The organism is Halanaeroarchaeum sp. HSR-CO, assembly GCF_024972755.1.
In the GTDB taxonomy this organism is placed as follows: Archaea; Halobacteriota; Halobacteria; order Halobacteriales; family Halobacteriaceae; genus Halanaeroarchaeum.
On sequence record NZ_CP087724.1, the window covers coordinates 1190815 to 1209547 of the forward strand.

An 18733-nucleotide genomic window follows, 5' to 3' on the forward strand; every position below is an offset into this window, starting at 1 on the left:
ACGTGGCGTATCGCCGGTTATCGGGGTCATTCTGATGGTCGCGATAACGGTTATCTTGGCAGCGGTTATCGGAACGTTTGTGCTGGGACTCGGCGAGAACGTGAGTACATCGACGCCGCAAGCACAGTTGACGTTGAGTGCTGATGCAGGTGGGAACATTTCAGTCGAACATCAAGGTGGGGATGCTGTCCCCTCGTCTGCGATCAAAGTCAGTGTAACTAACGAATCTAATGACGATACGTGGACCTATACTCCATACTCCAATCAGACTGAGGAGTTAACAGTTGGTGACACAGGAGTCATTGATACAACTGATGACAATTTGGAGTGGGCTAATTCGGTTAACGGGACTCAGTCAGGCGACACTCCAATCAATCTGAGTGCTGGAAACTCGTACACCGTCCAGATCGTCCACACTGAATCCGACCAGCTGATCGTTGACCGGACCGTTCGGCCATAACCGGTAGCGACCCACCGTTCGAACGACTTACGTCTTTTCCGGTCTCTATCGACCACGATTCGAAATAGCGCCGACAGGTTCCTCCGTCCTGGTATCGATGGTGCAGATTTTAAAGCCCCCTGTCCTACTCCCCCCACATGAACGACATCGAGTTGACGGACACCCAGTGCGAGGCGCTCTCCATCCTGTTGGAGCGCTATCGTGAGACCGAGGAACCGGTCTCTGGGAGCTACATCGCGGAAAAAGCGGACCGGTCGCCGAGCACCATTTCGAAGTACATGAAAGAACTCCGCTCGTTGAGCCTCGTGGTCTCGCTGCGCGGGCAGAAGGGCGGCTACCGACCGACCGCGAAGGCGTTCGGTGTCCTGGACGGACAGGACGTCGACGAGTCCGAATCGCTGTTCCTCGTCCAGGGCTACGACCGGGTGGACATGGTCGTTCGAAGTATCGACTTCCCGAACGTCATCGACGCCGAATCCTGTGTCGCCGACATCCTCTTCGACGAACCGATCGAGGGATACGAGGTCGGTGACCTCGTGCTCATCGGGCCGACGCCCGGGACGAATCTGGTCGTCGGCGGTGAGGTCGTTCGCGTCGACTCCCCGGTGGAGCTCCGGGTGGACGTCGGGGTTCTCGAAGCACCCGTCACCGAGGAGTAACGCGTCGGCCCGGGGGTGGGGGGTAACGTGGGGGTGTGAGTGGGTGGGGGAGGAGAACGTGGAGGTGTGAGTGGGGGGGGGGGAAACGGGCAGTCGGCGATATTCTACCGGAATGCATCGCTTTTGCGATAGCGGTGTGGGGGTGTGCCATCGATATTATTGTCCTCGAACGTGTCTGTCGAGTTATGCGTGTGCCGTCTGATGGATCGGTTCCCGAAGTCGTGGCCGTCGTGGGGCGTCGGGACCGGCGATGAGCGAGGCGACGTCGACAACCGAACCCACCAGAGACGTCGATGCACACGCCGAAACTGTCGACGCCATTTTCGAAACCATGGATTCCGGACCGGCGGGGCTCACCACCGCCGAAGCCGAGCGGCGTCTGTCGGTCCACGGGCCGAACCAGATCCAGGAGGAGGAAGCTGTCTCGCCACTCGCCGTGTTGGTGGCGCAGTTTCGGAACGGCCTCATCTACGTCCTGTTGCTCGCCGCCCTGCTCTCGGTGCTGGTCGGCGTCCTCCCCGACGTCGAGCCTCGATACGTCGATGCCGGACTCATCGTCGCCATCTTGCTGGCGAACGGCGTGTTCGGGTTCGTCCAGGACTATCGGGCCGAGCAGTCGTTGCGGGAGTTGCGGGAACTCGCGGCCCCTGATGCGATGGTGATTCGTGACGGGGAGAAGATGGTCGTGGACGCGAGCGAGCTCGTTCCCGGCGACGTCGTCGCCCTGGAGCAGGGTGACGCGGTTCCGGCCGACGCCCGGCTGTTCGAGGCTAAGACGCTCGAGACGATGGAGGCCTCGCTGACGGGCGAAAGCGGGACCGTCTCGAAATCGACCGCAGCGGTGGATCCGGGAACCCCTCTCGCGGAGCGAACCAATATCGTCTACAAGGGAACGAGCGTCACCAGTGGCCACGGACTCGCGGTGGTCGTGGCGACCGGGATGGACACGGAGATCGGGACCATCGCGACGCACATCCAGGAGGCAGAAGACGAACAGACGCCCTTCCAGCGAGAATTAGCCGTCCTCGGTAGACATATCGGGTACGGCATCGGGGCAGTGATCGTGTTCATCGCCGTCGTCCAGTTCCTGCTTACCGGGGCGGACACCATCGCCGTCTTCCTGACGGGCGTTACGCTCGCCGTCGCCGCGGTTCCCGAGGGGCTTCCCGCCATCGTGACGCTCACGCTCTCGCTCGGTGCGCGACGGATGATCGACCGGAACGCACTGGTCCGTCGACTCCCGGTCGTCGAGAGTTTGGGTTCGGTCGACGTCATTCTCACCGACAAAACGGGGACGCTCACCGAGAACCGGATGACGGTCCGTCGGGTCTCCGCTTCGGGGCGGACACTCTCCGTGACCGGGTCCGGCTATCGAACGGAGGGGGAGTTCCGAGAGGATGGCAGCACCGCCACACCTGGAGTGGCCGAGGAGCTCCTGCGTTGTGGGATGATCTGTAACAATGCAGAGCGGGCTCCGGCGTCGGCCGACGATGCGTACTTCGGCGATCCGACCGAGATAGCCCTCCTCGTGGCTGCGGAGAAAGCCGGAATCGTTCGCGAGGAGGGTCGAGACCGGCTCCGGGAGATCCCGTTCTCCTCGGACCGGAAGCGGATGACCGTCGTGGTTCCGGAAGATGACTCGGCGACCGCGTACATGAAAGGTGCACCCGAGACCGTCATCGAGCGGTGCGATCGGGTCCTCGAGGACGGGTCCGTCCGAGAACTCACGCCCGAGAAGCGATCGGCGATTCTCGCACGGTCCGAGCGATTTGCGGAGGATTCTCTTCGCGTGCTCGGATTCTCGCGGCGCAACGTCGCCGACCCCGACGCGGATGCGGAGTCACTCGAATCCGGCCATGTCTTCCTGGGTCTCCAGGGGATGCTCGATCCGCCCCGTCCCGAAGTCGACGGAGCCATCGAGCGATGCCACGATGCCGGCATCCGCGTCGTCATGGCGACTGGCGATACGCCGGAGACGGCCCGTGCCATCGGTGCCGACGTCGGCATCGAATCCGACACCGTGCTGACCGGGCGGGAGGTCGAAACGCGGACCGACGACGAGCTGCGCGAGGCCGTCGAAACGGTCGATACGTTCGCTCGTGTCGAACCGTCGCACAAGGTTCAGATACTGCGTGCGCTCCAGGCGAACGGGCACACCGTCGCGATGACCGGTGACGGCGTGAACGACGCCCCCGGTCTCCGCTCGGCAGACGTCGGTGTCGCCATGGGTGTACGGGGGACGGACATCGCACAGGAAGCATCGGATATGGTCCTCCAGGACGACAACTTCGCCACCATCGTCGAGGCAATCGCCGAGGGGCGACGCATCTTCGACAACATCCGAAAATTCGTCAATCTGCTCCTCTCGGCGAACACGGGGGAGGTGCTCACCGTGTTCTTCGGGGTACTGGTCGGGACGTTCCTCTTCACGGAGCGCTTCGCCGTCGACGCGGAGGCCCTCATCCTGACGCCCGTCATGTTGCTGTGGATCAACCTCGTCACGGACGGCCTCCCCGCCATCGCACTGGGAGTCGACCCCCGGGCAGACGATGTCCTCGAACGAGCGCCGCGGTCGAGCGAGGAGTCCGTTATCGATGGCCGCGTCGTTGCCTCGGTCCTCTCCATCGGCGTGACGGCGACCGTCGTCGGCCTCGTGTTGTTCTTCGAGACGCTCGCGACCGTGGGTACGTTCGTCGCCGCCCAGACGGTCCTCTTTACTTTCCTGGTCGTGACCGAGATGTCGATCATCCAGGTTATTCGACGGCGGTTCGGGCAGTCTATCGGGTCGAATCGGTACCTCCTGGGTGCCATCGTGGCGTCGCTCGTTCTGCACGTGCTCGTGTTGTACACCCCGGTTGCGGACCTCTTCGGCGTCGTCGCCCTCGGCTGGGCGGGGTGGGCGCGCGTGCTCGGTGGCGTACTCGTCGTTCTCGTCGTGACCTTCCTGGCATCGCTCGTGTTCGACCGGGTGGTCGAGTGAGCGTCGGTGATGATGCATTCCCAACTGGTGGGAAGGGCCGACCGCTTTGATGCCCCGAACGGGTCAATGATTACACATGAACTTCGACGAGTTCACCGGCACCGTCCAGCATCGCCTCGAACTGCCCGGTACCGGGGAGGCCGTGCGGACCATTCGAGCGACGTTGATGACACTCGGGTCGCGGATTCCGGAGGGCGCCGCCGAGGACCTCGCCGCCTCGCTCCCGATGGAGATCAAGTGGTACATGACGGGAGCGGTTACAGAGCACGGGCAGCGCTTCGACTGGTCCGAGTTCATCACCCGCGTGAGTGATATCGAGCGATCGGATCCGGCCGATGCAGCCTATCACGCGCAGGTCGTGATGGACCTCGTCGCAGAGATGGTCCCGGCCTCCGACCTCCAGCAACTCCGCGATCAGCTGCCCGAGAGCGAGGACGACGAGAACTGGGGAAAACTCTTCGGCGTCATCGACAGCGGTGGCTGGCACGGGGACGGTGAGTGACTGGACTCGCGCCCGAAGGGTACGACAAGATATTTGCAGTACGACACGGCTGAACGTGTATGGGCATCCTTCGACGGTTGTGGGTGCTTCGCGGGGACCGACCGGTCTTCGTCTCGCTATCCTTCCTGCTGTTGCTCACGTTGTTCGTCTACCCGGTCGTGGAGGCCGCCCTCAGATCGATCGAACTCGTCCAGCCGTGGAACTACCAGGATTACAGCGTCTATGCCGAGGCGGTCGACGACTGGCTGGCTGGCGATCCGATCTACACGCCGAACGAGGATGGTGGTTTCTGGGGCCAGTATCTCTATCCACCGGTGTTCCTGGTGCTGTTCAGGCCGCTCTCTGGTCTTGGCCATTACGAGGCGGGACTGGCATGGGGTGTCTTTTCGGTGTTGCTCCTCTGGCTCGCCCTCCAGGTGGTCGCCTCGCGTCTCGATGTTCACCTGGAGTGGTGGGAGCGGCTCCTCGGACTCTGGTTGCTCGTTGGCTTCCACCCGCTGGTGCTCTCGGTCAAGTTGGGGCAGACGGCTGGATTCCTCGGCGCGCTGCTCACGGTCGCACTGGCTGGCCTCCTCGGCGACGACCGCGTCAGTGCGTCTCTCAGTGGTGCGTTAACGGCCGTCGTCGGCCTGTTCAAATTCGCGTACGCACCGGTGGGGGCACACCTGCTGGTCGACAGGCGCCGGTTCGCTGGCGCACTCGGGGCCGGGCTGTTCCTGGGTGGCCTGTCGATCGCGCTGTTTGGTTTCGCGGAGAATCTCGCGTACCTCGACGTCCTTCGCTGGGGCGTCGAACGTGGCAGCGGCAGTCGGGTGCCAAAACCCAGTCTCTGGCTCGCGCCGTACTTCCGGCAACTCCACTGGCTGCCCGGGGCACTCTTCGTCCGGGTGGGCATCGCAGCCCTCGTAACGGTCGGTGCAATCCTCTCTAGCGACGCGGACCGCGAGGTGTTCGCGCTGGGCGTCGCCACGTTTCTCCTCGTCACACCGCTGCCGTACGTCTACTACTTCGTGGCCGCACTTCCGGCCCTGATCGCGTTGCTCGCGGTGGAACTGGACCGCGACGGCGTCCCTTCCATACCGATCGTCGTCCTGTTCTCGTTGCAGGTGCACGCCTACGGGCTACGATTCCTCGGCGGAATCGTGGCGGACGTGCTGGGCGGGGCGCCTGATCTCGTCTACCCACTGCTCCAGCCCGGGTTGTGGGGCGTCGTTCTCTTTTTCGCCCTCGCGGCGTACCGGGTCGGTCAGTCGATCGGTGATCCACGCGACGACGTCGAAGCGTGGGTGGGGGATCGCTAACCGTTCTGCGGACCCATTCAGCGATGGGTCGACACGGTCCGATGCCGAAACCGTTTCCTCGGTTCACGCGATGAACTGGATATATGCGTGCCGTGACCAGGTGGTGTCCGTGACTCGAGAGCTTACCGAGATAACCGTCGTCGGCGACGACGACACCGGATTGATCGCCAACGTGACGTCGCTGTTGTTCGAGCGAGGAATCAACATCGAGGATCTCGACCAGGCCGTTCGCGACGGCGTCTTCCGGATGACGATGCAGGTCGACACCGCGGAGATGGTCTGTACCGAGGAGACGCTTCGCCGGGATCTCCACGAACTCGGTTCGGACCTCGGCGTCGACGTTCAGGTCCGATACCCGGCGGACCGCGATACCCGACAGATCGCCGTGCTCGTGACCAAAGAGGATCACTGCCTCGAGGCGATCTTCGACGCGTGGTCGGACGACGAGCTGGACGCCGAGGTCAGCGTCGTCATCGGAAACCATCCGGACCTCAAACCGCTTGCCAGCTCCCACGACGTCCCGTTCCACGATATCGGCGACGCGGACGGTAATCCGGACGAAGCGGAACTACTCGACCTGTTGGCCGAGTACGACGCCGATCTGATCGTCCTGGCGCGGTACATGCGGATCCTGAGCCCGGACGTGGTCTTCCGGTACGAACGTCGTATCATCAACATCCACCCCTCGTTGCTCCCCGCGTTCCCCGGCGCGAAGGCGTACCGACAGGCGCTCGAAGAGGGCGTCAGGATCGCCGGCGTGACCGCCCACTACGTGACCACGGACCTCGATCAGGGCCCCATCATCACCCAGCGCGCGTTCACCGTGCCACCGGACGCCGGCGTCGAAGACGTCCGCGACCTCGGTCAGCCCCTCGAGGCCGAGGCATTGCTCGAAGCGATCCAGCTCCACCTCGAGGACGAGATCACCGTCCGCCGGGGCCGAACGGAGCTGCGCGACCACGAGGCCACGACCGCCGACCTGGGTGACTTCCGCCGGTCGCCGGCGCTCGGCGAGGAGACGCCCTCTGACGGTACTACCGAGCCGACAGTCCAGGCGACGAGCGACGCCGACGATTGATCGACGGTCGAGGGCGATACCGGTTTTTGTCGGTTTTCTAGGTTCGAGTGTGTGAGAACCCTCTCAAAACCGTCAGCGGGCAGGTCGATCGATATGTCGAACTCTTCCGGCCAGAAGCTTACAGCCGCGGGGGGGATTCGAACCCCCGACCAGTCGATTACAAATCGACTGCTCTGGCCAGGCTGAGCTACCGCGGCGCAACGCCGGCTACGATGGGGGTCGCCTAAGTTGTGACGATTCGGGCATCGAATCGCCCGGGGGCGACGACCGGGCGCTCGCCGCCGACCACCGACACACCCCCGCTCCGGAAACGGTGCGGAAGGTGGTAGCCGCCGCGTCGCTGACGAAACCGACGCGTTCCGCGCGGTGCTGTCCGGTCCGGAAGGGACGGAAGGGTCGCTAGGTCACTTTCCCGACCGGGCGTCCTGCTATCGAGTATGTCCCGCTTCGCACCCGGATCGACCACCGACGTTCCGGAGTTACCGCGGCTCTCGCCCGGCGTCTGGCTCCTCGAGACCGCCGACCGCGACCTCGCCTCGCTGCACACGCTCGTCGTCGACCACCTGCTGCTCGAGGACGGGTCTGCGGTCTGGATCGACGCCAGGGGCCGGGGTCGGTCACAACTCCTCCGCGAGATAGCGCCCGCACCGCGCGTCCTCGACCGCATCCAGATCGCCCGCGGGTTCACGGCGTTCCAGCACGCGGCACTCGTCGAGACGGCCGCCGACGTCGTGGACGATGGGACGGGCCTGCTCGTCGCGCCGGCCGTCGATAGCATGTACCGGGACGACGACGTCCGCGGGGTAGAGCCACGGGAACTGTTGCTCCGGACGCTCGCCCGACTCGCCCGTTTCGCCCGCGAGTACGAGATTCCAGTCATCCTCACGCGGACGGGCACGGATCGGCTCGGCGCACCGGTGGCCACCGTCGCCGAGCACACGGTCGACGTCGAGCGGACCCGCTTCGGTCCTCGATTCCAGAGCGACGCCTTCGAGACGCTCGTGTACCCGGCGGGTCGTGGCTCGGTACAGACGACGCTCGCGTTCTGGCGGCGGGTGCTGGCGGCTCGCCAGCCGCTGTACGCGAACGCGACGGGGCCGACCGAGGGGCCGCGGGGGCCGGCCATCGAAGGGGTGGTGTCCGGTGGGTCGCACTAATCCGACCTACCGCGACCTCCTCGCGAGCGTCGAGGAGCGCTGGGGGACCTACCGTCGGGGGCTTCGACGAGACGACAAGCCACACTTCGACCAGTTGTTCGTGTACGCGCGCGACCACGCCGACGCGAGCGGGTTGCAGAACCACGACGACCCGATGGCGGCCGTGTTGCTGTCCGTCGCGCTGGAGCAGGAGAAGACCATCGCCGACCTCTCGGAGCGGGTGGCTGCGCTGGAGGACGCGGTCGGGGACGAGGACTCACGGGAGGGGTCGGCATGACGTTCACAGTCGACTACCTCGACGATGGCGTCGTCACCTGGGAGTCGACCGACGACGGTGCGATCGCCACCGTGGACGAGACGTACCGGCCGACCATCTATCTGGCCGCCGAGGACTGGGAGACCCTGGCGGCGAACCGGCCGCTCGTCGACGACCACCCGAAGGTCGTCGAGACGGCCCGCGAGCCCTGGCGTCGCGGATTCCGCCACGACCACGAATCGATGCTTCGGGTCGACGTGGCCGACATCGACGCGGTGACGCCGGTCGCCCGTCAGCTCTCGACCCTGGAACGGGCCGGTGACCGCCGCCTGTTCAACGTGGACTTCTCCCGCGAGTTTCGCTACTGTCTGGAGACCGAGTGCGCACCCACGGGCGACGCCGACCTCTCGACGCTCTCGCTGTCCACACCGCCGACGGAACTCGCCGCCGAGTACGCCGGCGTGCGCGAGGCTAGCGTCGACGGCCAGACCGTCACCGGCGACCCGGTGGGTGTCCTCGACACCGTCCTCGACCGGGTCCAGCACCGGGACCCCGACGTGTTGGTCCTCAGCAGTGCGGAACTCGTCCCGGCGCTGTTCGACGTGGCCGACGCACACGAACTGGGACCGATCAGCCTGGGCCGACGGCCGGGCTACCAGCAACTCGCCGGTCGCTCGACCTTCGAGAGTTACGGTCGGGTCGGCCACTCGCCCGCCCGGTACAACGTCCCCGGGCGGGCCATCGTCGACCGCTCGAACACGTTCTTCTACCACCAGACGAACCTCGCGGGCTGTCTCGACCTGGTCGGCCGCTCGGGGAAGCCGCTGCAGGAACTCGCGTGGGCCTCCATCGGGAACGTCCTCACCGCGATGCAGATCCACGAGGCGCTGGACCGCGACGTCCTCGTCCCGTGGCGGTCCTGGCGCCACGAGCAGTTCAAGTCGATGCGGACGCTCGACGACGCCGACCGCGGGGGGCACACGTTCTCACCGCAGGTGGGGCTCCACGAGACCGTCCACGAACTCGACTTCTCGTCGCTGTACCCGAACATCATCGTCGAGAAGAACATCTCCCCCGAGACCATCCGCGGCGACTGTGAGTCGGCCGAGACCGTCCCGACGCTCGGCTACGACGTCTGCACCGAACGGGGGTATCTCGCGGACGTCCTCGGGCCCCTCATCGAGGACCGGGACGACATCAAGGCCGCCATCCGAGAGACTGACGATCCGGACCGGCGTCGCGACCTCCAGGGTCGTTCTGACGCCATCAAGTGGATTCTCGTCTCGTGTTTCGGCTACCAGGGCTTCTCGAACGCCAAGTTCGGCCGCATCGAGGCCCACGAGGCCATCAACGCCTACGCCCGGGACATCCTCCTCACCGCCAAGGAGGCCCTCGAGGAAGCGGGGTGGCGGGTCGTCCACGGCATCGTCGACAGCATCTGGGTGACGCCGCGGGCGGACGAACCCCAGGTCCCCCTCGCATCGGTGGCGGCCGAGGTCACCGATGCGGTCGGTATCGACCTCGAGTACGAGGCTGCCTACGACTGGGTGGCGTTCGTCCCTCGCCGTGGGATGGATGGCGGCGCGCTCACGAAGTACTTCGGCAAGTACGCCACGCCGAAACCCGACGGAACCGCCTTCAAGTACCGCGGTATCGAGGCCCGCCAGCGCAGCACCTGCGACTGGGTCGCAGCGCTCCAGCAGACGCTCGTCGCCACGCTGGACGAGCACCGACGCGCCGAACCGGTCGTCGACCGCCTCTCGGTCGCACTCACCCGCCTCGAACGCGGCGTGGTCGATCCAACGCGGCTGGTCGTCACCAATCGCGTCTCCAGGCGCGTGGAGGAGTACGCCCAGGCGACCCGTAACGTGGCCGCCCTGGAGCGCGCCGCGGCCCGTGGCCTGGAGACGTTCCCCGGCCAGGACGTCGAGTACGTGGTGGTCGACGACGAGAAGGCCTCCCGCGAGCGGGTGCAACTCGCCCACGAGGACCCCGATACCTACGACGCGGCGTTCTACCGGGACCGCGCCATCCGGGCCGCCGAGAGCGTCGTCTCGCCGCTGGGCTGGGATCGCGACCGGATCCGCGAGTATCTCTCCGAGACGACCTCGACCGACCTGACCGCGTTCACGGAGCGGACGGCCGTCGATTCGTAACGTCGGCGGGTGGGGACTGTTCGGTCTCGCGGGTGACCGACGACCGGATTCCGTTCTCTCGTTCGATTCGGTGGCAGTTAGTGTACCGCTTAGTACGGGAGGCCCGAAGGACCGTCGGCCTCGCCGGTCGACGGTGTCGCCGTACGGTGGTTCAAGCGATCTATAACAATGGGGCTGGACGGCGTCACCACCGACGTCGGACGCGTGGCTGCCGTCCGAACGCCAGGAGACACGAATGTCAGACTTGACACCGGCACCACCCACGAATCCACTCGCTCGGGAGACGGTCACGTACGAGGACGTCCGAATCGTCATCACTCCGGAAGCCCCCCGTCACTACGAGGTGGCGGTGAGCGAGGCCGACGGCGACCGCACCGACCACGCCGTCGAGTACGTCGCGATCAACGCCACGAACGTCCTCCTCGAGAGTCCGATCTGGTTCGTCGACGCGGACCTCGACGTCGGGGTCCCTATCGAACGAGCGGGCGATACGGCCTGGGTGTGGCCCTGATTCGAACGTCGAACGTGCGCCACACCGGTGGGAGGTCACGCCTCGCCGTAGACGGGAACGGCCGCGCCACTCGTCACGTCGGCACCGTCCGAACAGAGGAACAGGACGACCGATGCGACGTCCGCGGGTGCGACCCACTCGTCTTTGGGCGTCATCATCTCGCGGTTCATCGGCGTGTCGAGCACGCTCGGCATGACGCAGTTGGCGCGAACCGTCCCCAGATTCTCCTCGGCGATCGACTCGGTGAGGATCTTGACGCCGGCCTTCGTCGCTCGATAGAGTCCGTCGCCTTCCCCGCCCTCCAGGGCCGACCGGGCCGAGACGCTGACGATGGATCCCTCCGTCTCCTGGAGGGCCGGGAGGGCGTGCTTGGCGGCGAGGAACATCGTCTTGAGGTTGACGTCGAACAGCAGGTCGAACTCGCTGGTGTCGGTCGCCTCAACGGGATCGCCACCGCGCCACGTCCCGGCGACGTTGAGAAGGTGGTCGATTCGACCGTGGTCTTCGAGCACCCGGTCGACGGTCTCGGCGACGGCAGCCTCGTCGGTGAAGTCGGCCCGGTAGAAGTGGATTCCCTCCCGATCGTCGAGGAGCGAATCGTCGCTGTCGATGTCGACGACGTCGCTGGCGGCGACGGTCGCACCAGCCGCGGCGAATGCGTCGACGACGGCACTGCCGAGTGCGCCACCGGCGCCGGTGACGAGAGCGACGTCGCCGCCGAAGTCAAATTCCACTGTCATGTGTAGGGGGTCGGTCGCCGCTGGCATAAATCGGCGGGTGGCGAGGGCGACGCGGTGCGATCAGGATCGCAGGAACGCTTCGAGACCGACGAGCCGGTCGGCGACGAGGACAGCCACGAACGCGACGAGGACGTAGACGCTGGCAACGGCGGCGATCACGGGGCTGACGTTGGCTCGAATCGAGGTGTAGATGAGCACGGGGAGGGTCACGATGTCGGGCGTGGTGATGAGGAGGCTGACGAGGAACTCGTTCAACCCGAGGACGAACACGATCAACGACCCCGTGACGATGCCGGGTAGCAGCGAGGGGAGGGTCACGTGAACGAAGGTCTGCAGTTCTTCGGCACCGAGATTCATCGCCGCCCGCTCGAGCTCCGGGTCGAGGGCGTTGACCCTCGCCGAGACGCTCCAGATCATGAAGGGGAGGTTGATGATGGCGAGCGCCAGGCCCACTGTCCACAACTGACCGAGGACGCCGACTTCGCGGAAGACCAACAGCAGGATCATGCCGGAGACGACCAGCGGGACGGTGAAGGGGAGCAACAGGTAGATCTGGAGCCCGGACTCGAACCGGATGTCGTAGCGCATCATTCCGAGCCCCGTCGCGACGCCGACGGGAATCGACAGGACGGTCGCGAACAGCGCAACGAAGAGACTCCTGGCGAACGCGCCGAAGTAGCGTTCCTGTCCCGGCAGCGTCGTGTACCAGTAAAGCGAGAGGCTGTCGGGCGGGAACTGGATGATGTCGCCGGGCTGAAACGAGGCCAGCAGGACGATGAGCGTCGGGACGAGCAAGAAGACGATTTCGAGGGCGACGAGCGTCGAGAGGAGCGGTCGTTCGCCGGGAAGGCGACGGGCGAGTGCCGACAGCGAGTCGGTCGGCGACCTGCCGCCATCGCTACGCATCGTGGTCCCCTCCCTGGAAGCCGAACGTTCCCGGACCGACCGTCCGGAAAATCGTGAGCACCACGACCGACGTCACCGCAACGAGGAGGACGCTCACCGCCGCTGCGAGCGGGAGATTGCTCGAGTTGAACATCGTCCGATAGACGAGATTGGCGACGAAATCGACGCGTCCGCCACCGATGAGGTCGGGGATGGCGAACGTCGCCGCCGTAATCGTGAACACGACGACGCTCGCACCGGCGATACCCGGCATGGCCAGGGGCACCACGACGTGGCGGAATGTCTGAACGCGATTCGCACCGAGGTTGCTCGCCGCCAGTTCGAGTGAGCGGTCGATGTCCTGGACGGCCGGTGCGATCATGATTATGGCGTAGGGGAGCATGATCTGGAGGAGTCCGACCAGGACCGCGAAATCGGTCGCGAGAAACCGAACGGGTCCGACGCCGACCAGACCGAGTGCGGCGTTGACGACCCCGTTCCGTCCCAGGACGATCAACCAGCCGTAGGCCCGGACGATCACGCCCGTGAAGAACGGGACGAAGATGCTCACGAGGAGCAGTTTGCGCACGACCGGGGACCGCGCCCGGACGGTCAGGTAGGCGTACGGCAGTCCCAGTCCGACCGCGAGGACGGTGACGAGCGTCGCGAGGACGAACGTCCGGAGGAATATCTGGTGATACGCGCCGGTCGTCAACACCGCCAGCCAGTTCGTCGCCGTCAGTTCGTAGACGACGTACTCGATGGCGTCGAAGGTGAGCAGACTGTAGCCAGCGAGGAGGAGGAGACCGACGAACAGCACGCCCACCAGTGTCACTGCTGGTCCGACGAGGAGATACCCCATCCAGTTGGGCGGGTCCTGGTAGACCCGTCGGGGCAGCCGCTCTTTCAGTGCAATAGCGCGATCGGCGACCGTCCATCGAAATGGGTGTCGCTCGGAGTCGGTGCCGTCGCTCATGTATCGATCGTCTGGTGGTGGGCGTTGGACGCCGGATAGATCGTCGCAGCGTCGACATTCCAGCCGACCTGAACCGCCTCCCCTCGCTGATAGAGATCGCGTCGGGCCGTCTTGAGTTCGGTGACCGAGAGGGTCAGGTCGCCGCCCGAGACGTCAACCTCGTAGGTGATCGTATCGCCCTCGAAGGTGACTTCTGCAATCTCGCCGCTGAACGTCGTGTCGGTCGCGAGGTCGTCGCCGACTCGCAAGCGTTCGTATCGGATGGCCAGGTCGACGGGGTCGCCGACGGCGAGGTCGGCATCCTGACTGTCGACTGGACACGCAACGATGGTGTCGGCGCCGTTCAGTTCGACCCGACAGGTCGCGTCGGCCAGGGCGGTGATTCGACCGGCGAGGAGGTTCGTATTGCCGACGAAGTCGGCGACGAACGCCGAGGTCGGCCGGTCGTACAGCTCCTGGGTGGTCGCGTGTTGCACGACCTCGCCGTCCTGGATGACGGCGACGCGGTCGGCCATCACCAGGGCCTCCTCCTGGTTGTGCGTGACGTGGACGGTGGTCACGTCCGTCTCGCGATGAATCCGCAACAGTTCTCGGCGCATCTCTTCGCGGAGTTTCTTATCGAGCGAGCTCAGCGGCTCGTCGAGCAACAGTATCGACGGTTCGAAGGCGAGACTCCGCGCCATCGCGACCCGCTGTCGCTGACCGCCCGACAACTCCTGGACGTTCCGGTCCGCAATGTCGGGGAGCCGGATCAGTTCGAGCATCTCGGCGACCCGATCCTCGATGTGCGCCGGATCGATGCGGCGCATCTTCAGGGGGAAGGCGACGTTCTCGCCGACCGTCATATGGGGGAACAACGCCATACTCTGGAACACCATCCCGATATTGCGCTCGTACGGCGGCGCGGTCGTGACGTCTTCGCCGTCGATGGCAATGTGACCGCTCGTCGGTTCGTCGAACCCGGCGATCATATGCAACAGCGTCGATTTGCCGGCGCCGCTCGGGCCGAGGATGGTCAGAAACTCCTGCTGTCTGATCTCGAGAGAGACGTCGTCGACCGCCGTGACGTCTCCGAACTGCTTGGATACGTGGTCGAGTCGGACGGCCGGGGTGTCAGATATCATGGGATGTCGGTCGGCGCTGGTCGTCGACCCGCGATACGGCGACGACCCGTCTCACGCCGGGATTATTCGAGGGTTTGGGAAATTCTGTCGAACCAGTCCGGGCTGTGTTCGGCGTACACGTCGAGGTCGGGTGCGATGAGGGCGTCGAAATCCGATTCGGCGGTGGGGAACGCCGGATCGTCCGCCATCCAGTCGAGCGGGTCGACGTTCTCGTTGAGCATGGGCATCTGGAGTCCCTCCATCCACTGCGCTTGATTCTCGGCTCGCAGCGCGAAGTCGATGAACACCTGGCTCCAGTACCGTTCGGAGAGTGGCTGGTTTTTCGGGGTGTACATGCAGTCGGTCCGCACTGTCGCACCCTCGTCCGGTATCGTCCACCCGACCGGGACACCCTCGTTCTGTGCCGCGAGCAAGTTACTCGGGAGGTACCCCGCCGCGTAGGCGATTTCACCCTCCTGTAAGTTCTGCAAAATCGAGGAGTCGCTACCGAGGTAGCCGAGATTCGGCGCGAGGTCTTCGACGAGGTCCCACAGCGGTTCCATCTCGTCGGCTGGCCCGAGGTCGACGTCGGCCAGTTCCGCCAGCACCGGGAGGAACCCGTCTGCCGGTGGGTCGTTGTACATTCCGAGCCACCCTTCGTAGACGTCGTCCCAGAGTGTCTCCCACGAGGTGACCGGCTCGGGGTCCCCCTGGATGGACTCGAGGACCTCCTCGTTGTAGCCGAGCGCGTACGTGTAGGGGTACAACCCGATGTACGGAAGGCGGCCGTCGACGTCGGGGCGGGCTAGCTCTCGCATTTCCTCTGTGTGGGGCACGACGTCGGGATGGAGTGGTTCGGCCAACCCCTGCAGGTACTCGCGGTGCATGAACACGAGGACCGTCCAGTTGACGTTGACCGGTGGTGCCTGTCCCTGGTCGACGGCGGATCGGATGTTGTTCTGGGTCACCTGGATATCGCTGTTGTCGTAGACGACGTCGATGCCGGTCTCTTCGGTGAACGGGTCACCGATCGCCGCGGCGAGTGACTCTTGCCAGACGCCGCCCCAGGCCCGCACGGTGATCGAGTCCGGCTTCTCTGGTGGGTCGTCCGGGTCCAGTTCGGACGTCGTCTCCGATCCGCCGCCGAGACAGCCGGCCAGTCCGCTGACGGCGAGGGCGGAACTTCCTGCCAGGAATGCTCGTCGCGACGTCCACGATCCGGTATCGGGGGAGAACCGTCCCCGTCCGTCGTCGACTGCGCGTTCGCGTTGGTCCATGGGTGGGCCTCGCCCCGATTGTACATAAACAGCGTGTGTTGCCCCGCGAAGACGTCGTCATCACTACATGTCGTCGATAGAAATGTCCCCGAAGAGGACCCGTGGCGTTCACTCCTCGATTTTGCGGACGATCTTCTCCGCTTGCTCGCGGGCTTTCGTCTTGCCGACGGTCTTTGCGATCAGCACCGACTGAACCACCCAGGAATCGTTCTCGCTGCGATGTCCCATCCTGACTTTCGCTCCCTCGGAGACGTCCCTGGCGGCGTCTCTCGCCCACTCCGGCGTGCGAATCTCTGAGAAGTCGCCGGGGTCCCGAAACCGAACGTGGTAGTACTCGTCCTCGAGTTCGACGCCCTTCACCGACGGAATTTTTGACACAGTAACAACAAGTATGACCTCGCTCAAAGCCGTTTTCCCGTCCAGTGTGCGTCGACGCCCCGGTCGTCGGCAACGACGGCGAACAGTTCGCCGTCCGTGAACACCGGACTGCCCACGTCCTCCCAGCCCGTCTGAACCGTTTCGGGCCGCCGTGGTCGCCCTCACATCGACGACTTTCGGCAGGTTGGTGGCGTTCCCGGGCGATTTCACCCACGAATCCGCCGCTGGTACAGCCTATATCCTCTTTCGTCCCCTACGGTACCTAATGACCCACGAGGATCCGATCACCGCCGAGCAACCGAACAGCCCCATGCAGACGACCGGCACCGACCACGTGACTATCTGGGGAAGCAACGCCGCGGACACCATCGCGTTCTACCGAGACCTGCTCGGGATGCCCCTCGTGCTCCGGCAACCGAACCTCGACGATCCCTCCCAGACCCATCTCTTCTTCGACACCGGTGACGGCCGGATGCTCACCTTCTTCGTCAGCGACGAGCGTGACGCCAACCGGGGACCGCAACGAACCCAGGTCGGTGGCGTCCACCACCTCGCGTTCCGGTTCGATCCGGACCGATTCCAGGACGTCGCGGCGGCACTCGATGCGGACGGGCGGGGATACAACGAGTTCGATCGAGGCATCTTTCACTCGCTGTACACGCGGGACAACGACGGGCTGGTCATCGAGTTGACCACGGACGCCTACGAGATACCCGACGATCGCCGCGCCGAGGTGCTCGCGACTACCCAGCGTATTCGCGAGGAAGCTGGTGCCGAATACGCCCAGGACGACCATCTCAGAGACGCCCTCGAGGAACTCGGATTGCCCATCGTGGAACACGACCTGCCGGACGCCGCGACCGGTACCGGCGTGGAGTGATCGATGGCTGGCCCACACGACGACCGGCCACTCGTGACGGCCGGCACGTCACTGGACGCGGCATCGGCCGCGATGGTACTGGTACACGGTCGCGGTGCCAGTGGACGGGGTATCGTCCGGTCGATGGAGCCGATCCAGCGCGAGGGTCTCGCCATGCTCGCCCCGCAGGCAGCGGGGAATACCTGGTATCCGAATTCCTTTCTCGTACCGGTCGAGCAGAACGAACCGGGCCGGTCGTCGGGACTCGACGCGATAGACCGTGCTGTGACGCAGGCCACCGCTGCGGATATCGAGCCGTCCCGCATCGTGCTTCTGGGCTTCTCCCAGGGCGCGTGTCTCGCGAGTGAGTACGTCGCCAGGAATCCACGCCGGTACGGCGGTCTGGCGGCGTTGAGTGGCGGACTCATCGGTGAAACGGTCGACGAAGACTCGTTCACCGGTTCACTCGAGGGGACGCCGGTCTTCCTGGGCTGTAGCGACGTGGATCCACACATTCCCGTGGAACGAGTCGACGTGACCGCCAGCGTCTTCGAGGCCCTCGATGGGGACGTCACGAAAGAGATCTACGCGGGGATGGGTCACTCTGTCAATCAGGCGGAGTACGACCAGGTCGAAGCTCTCGTCGATGCCGTCATGGATTGAGAAAATCGACTGGCTGGTTGCCGTCAGCGACTCGCGGCGTACGTCACTCTGACCTGTGCGGACACGGTGACCGGGCCGGACGAGATATCAGTTGCCGCGTCGCCACCCGCAGCCGCCTCCATCGCGTAGACTGGTCGCGGGATGCCACTGCTCCCGGTCTCGACCGTCGCGACGCCGTCTATCTGCAGGTTCGCACTTTGCGCGAGGGTTTCGGCCTGCGTGTCGGCGTCGTCCATGGCGTTTTCGAGGGCCTCGTTCTTCAGCGTTCGTTGCGTCTCGCTCGTGAGGGTGAACCGCACGTCGTGGACGCTCGTCACGCCGGCGTCGACGGCGGTGTCGATCACCCCGCCGACTTGGTCGGTCTCGTTCACGTCGACGGTGAGGACGTGTCGAACGCGGTAGATCGGCTGGCTGTCCTCTTCAGTGGGTTTGGTACGGCGGTCGTCCTCGTAGATGCGGTAATCGGTCGTCCGGATCTGTTCCTCCTCGATGCCCATCTCGACGAGGGCCTCCTTCACGCTCGAGACGTCCTCGGCTACAGTCGACCTGGCTTCGGTCACGTCGGTATCGTCGGCCTCGACGGCCATCCTGAGGACGGCTTTGTCGGGCTGGGCCTGGGCTTCACCACTCGCGGACACCGTGATGGTCTCGCCCGATTGGGCGGTGCTGTTCTCCAGTTGATTCGACTGTGATCCGTCGTCGAGGGCCAGTACGGCGCCGGCACTGGTGACGGCCGCGAGGATCACCAGGACGCCGACGATGAGCGATTGGACAGGGCGGGACATTGCATTC

At 65.0% G+C, this 18733-nt stretch carries 19 protein-coding genes and 1 tRNA gene; 12 read left to right on the forward strand and 8 right to left on the reverse strand.

Going from position 1 to position 18733, the window contains the following annotated elements:
• Positions 1–34 precede the first annotated feature (34 nt).
• From HSRCO_RS06140 to HSRCO_RS06165, 6 genes are all read left to right on the forward strand, one after another.
• On the forward strand, positions 35–460 hold the full coding sequence (locus HSRCO_RS06140; RefSeq protein WP_396266425.1) for a type IV pilin: 426 nt from the start codon (positions 35–37) through the stop codon (positions 458–460).
• A 137-nt stretch (positions 461–597) separates the two neighbouring features.
• Complete coding sequence (locus HSRCO_RS06145; protein ID WP_259519556.1) at positions 598–1119, forward strand: Rrf2 family transcriptional regulator; 522 nt, start codon at positions 598–600, stop codon at positions 1117–1119.
• Between the two features lie 250 nt (positions 1120–1369).
• The gene (locus HSRCO_RS06150; RefSeq protein WP_259519557.1) at positions 1370–4099 is read left to right on the forward strand and encodes a cation-translocating P-type ATPase; all 2730 of its coding nucleotides are present in this window, start codon (positions 1370–1372) and stop codon (positions 4097–4099) included.
• A 76-nt stretch (positions 4100–4175) separates the two neighbouring features.
• Positions 4176–4601: a DUF2267 domain-containing protein gene (locus tag HSRCO_RS06155; RefSeq protein WP_259519558.1), complete on the forward strand. Its 426-nt coding sequence runs from the start codon at positions 4176–4178 to the stop codon at positions 4599–4601.
• A 59-nt stretch (positions 4602–4660) separates the two neighbouring features.
• Positions 4661–5902: a glycosyltransferase family 87 protein gene (locus HSRCO_RS06160; RefSeq protein WP_259519559.1), complete on the forward strand. Its 1242-nt coding sequence runs from the start codon at positions 4661–4663 to the stop codon at positions 5900–5902.
• A 109-nt stretch (positions 5903–6011) separates the two neighbouring features.
• Entirely contained in the window at positions 6012–6980 is a 969-nt protein-coding gene (locus tag HSRCO_RS06165) for a formyltetrahydrofolate deformylase (protein ID WP_396266415.1), read from the forward strand.
• Positions 6981–7102: 122 nt separating this feature from the next.
• On the opposite strand, the gene HSRCO_RS06170 is transcribed toward HSRCO_RS06165, so the two are convergent.
• Positions 7103–7177, reverse strand: a tRNA-Thr gene (locus HSRCO_RS06170).
• 240 nt (positions 7178–7417) lie between these two features.
• Here HSRCO_RS06170 and HSRCO_RS06175 point away from each other — a divergent pair.
• The 4 genes from HSRCO_RS06175 (at position 7418) to HSRCO_RS06190 (ending at position 11060) form a co-directional block, all read left to right on the forward strand.
• Complete coding sequence (locus HSRCO_RS06175) at positions 7418–8137, forward strand: hypothetical protein (RefSeq protein WP_259519561.1); 720 nt, start codon at positions 7418–7420, stop codon at positions 8135–8137.
• Positions 8124–8414, forward strand: coding sequence for a hypothetical protein (locus tag HSRCO_RS06180; protein ID WP_259519562.1), 291 nt, complete (start codon positions 8124–8126; stop codon positions 8412–8414). The genes HSRCO_RS06175 and HSRCO_RS06180 overlap by 14 nt, the downstream gene beginning before the upstream one ends.
• Entirely contained in the window at positions 8411–10549 is a 2139-nt protein-coding gene (locus tag HSRCO_RS06185; protein WP_259519563.1) for a type B DNA-directed DNA polymerase, read from the forward strand. Before HSRCO_RS06180 ends, HSRCO_RS06185 begins: the two co-directional genes overlap by 4 nt.
• Positions 10550–10784: 235 nt before the next feature.
• Positions 10785–11060, forward strand: a complete 276-nt coding sequence (locus tag HSRCO_RS06190; protein ID WP_259519564.1) for a hypothetical protein — start codon at positions 10785–10787, stop codon at positions 11058–11060.
• 35 nt (positions 11061–11095) lie between these two features.
• On the opposite strand, the gene HSRCO_RS06195 is transcribed toward HSRCO_RS06190, so the two are convergent.
• The 6 genes from HSRCO_RS06195 to HSRCO_RS06220 all read right to left on the reverse strand — a co-directional run bounded on the left by HSRCO_RS06195 (position 11096) and on the right by HSRCO_RS06220 (position 16419).
• The gene (locus HSRCO_RS06195; RefSeq protein WP_259519565.1) at positions 11096–11800 is read right to left on the reverse strand and encodes an SDR family oxidoreductase; all 705 of its coding nucleotides are present in this window, start codon (positions 11798–11800) and stop codon (positions 11096–11098) included.
• 60 nt (positions 11801–11860) lie between these two features.
• A complete protein-coding gene (locus HSRCO_RS06200; RefSeq protein ID WP_259519566.1) occupies positions 11861–12706 on the reverse strand; it encodes an ABC transporter permease in 846 nt (281 codons plus the stop codon).
• Positions 12699–13661: an ABC transporter permease gene (locus tag HSRCO_RS06205; protein WP_259519567.1), complete on the reverse strand. Its 963-nt coding sequence runs from the start codon at positions 13659–13661 to the stop codon at positions 12699–12701. Before HSRCO_RS06205 ends, HSRCO_RS06200 begins: the two co-directional genes overlap by 8 nt.
• Positions 13658–14785 (reverse strand): ABC transporter ATP-binding protein, encoded by a 1128-nt coding sequence (locus tag HSRCO_RS06210; protein WP_259519568.1) that lies wholly within the window; start codon positions 14783–14785, stop codon positions 13658–13660. Before HSRCO_RS06210 ends, HSRCO_RS06205 begins: the two co-directional genes overlap by 4 nt.
• 62 nt (positions 14786–14847) lie before the next feature.
• Positions 14848–16041 carry an extracellular solute-binding protein gene (locus HSRCO_RS06215; RefSeq protein ID WP_259519569.1) on the reverse strand — a complete coding sequence of 398 codons (1194 nt, stop codon included), beginning with the start codon at positions 16039–16041 and terminating at the stop codon, positions 14848–14850.
• 108 nt (positions 16042–16149) lie between these two features.
• Positions 16150–16419, reverse strand: coding sequence for a hypothetical protein (locus HSRCO_RS06220; protein ID WP_259519570.1), 270 nt, complete (start codon positions 16417–16419; stop codon positions 16150–16152).
• Positions 16420–16684: 265 nt separating this feature from the next.
• On the opposite strand from HSRCO_RS06220, the gene HSRCO_RS06225 reads away from it, so the two are divergent.
• On the forward strand, positions 16685–17299 hold the full coding sequence (locus HSRCO_RS06225; RefSeq protein WP_259519571.1) for a VOC family protein: 615 nt from the start codon (positions 16685–16687) through the stop codon (positions 17297–17299).
• 3 nt (positions 17300–17302) lie between these two features.
• Positions 17303–17941, forward strand: coding sequence for an alpha/beta hydrolase (locus tag HSRCO_RS06230; RefSeq protein WP_259519572.1), 639 nt, complete (start codon positions 17303–17305; stop codon positions 17939–17941).
• A 23-nt stretch (positions 17942–17964) separates the two neighbouring features.
• Here the strand turns inward: HSRCO_RS06230 and HSRCO_RS06235 are convergent, their stop codons facing one another.
• Positions 17965–18726 carry an SIMPL domain-containing protein gene (locus HSRCO_RS06235; protein WP_259519573.1) on the reverse strand — a complete coding sequence of 254 codons (762 nt, stop codon included), beginning with the start codon at positions 18724–18726 and terminating at the stop codon, positions 17965–17967.
• Positions 18727–18733 lie beyond the last annotated feature (7 nt).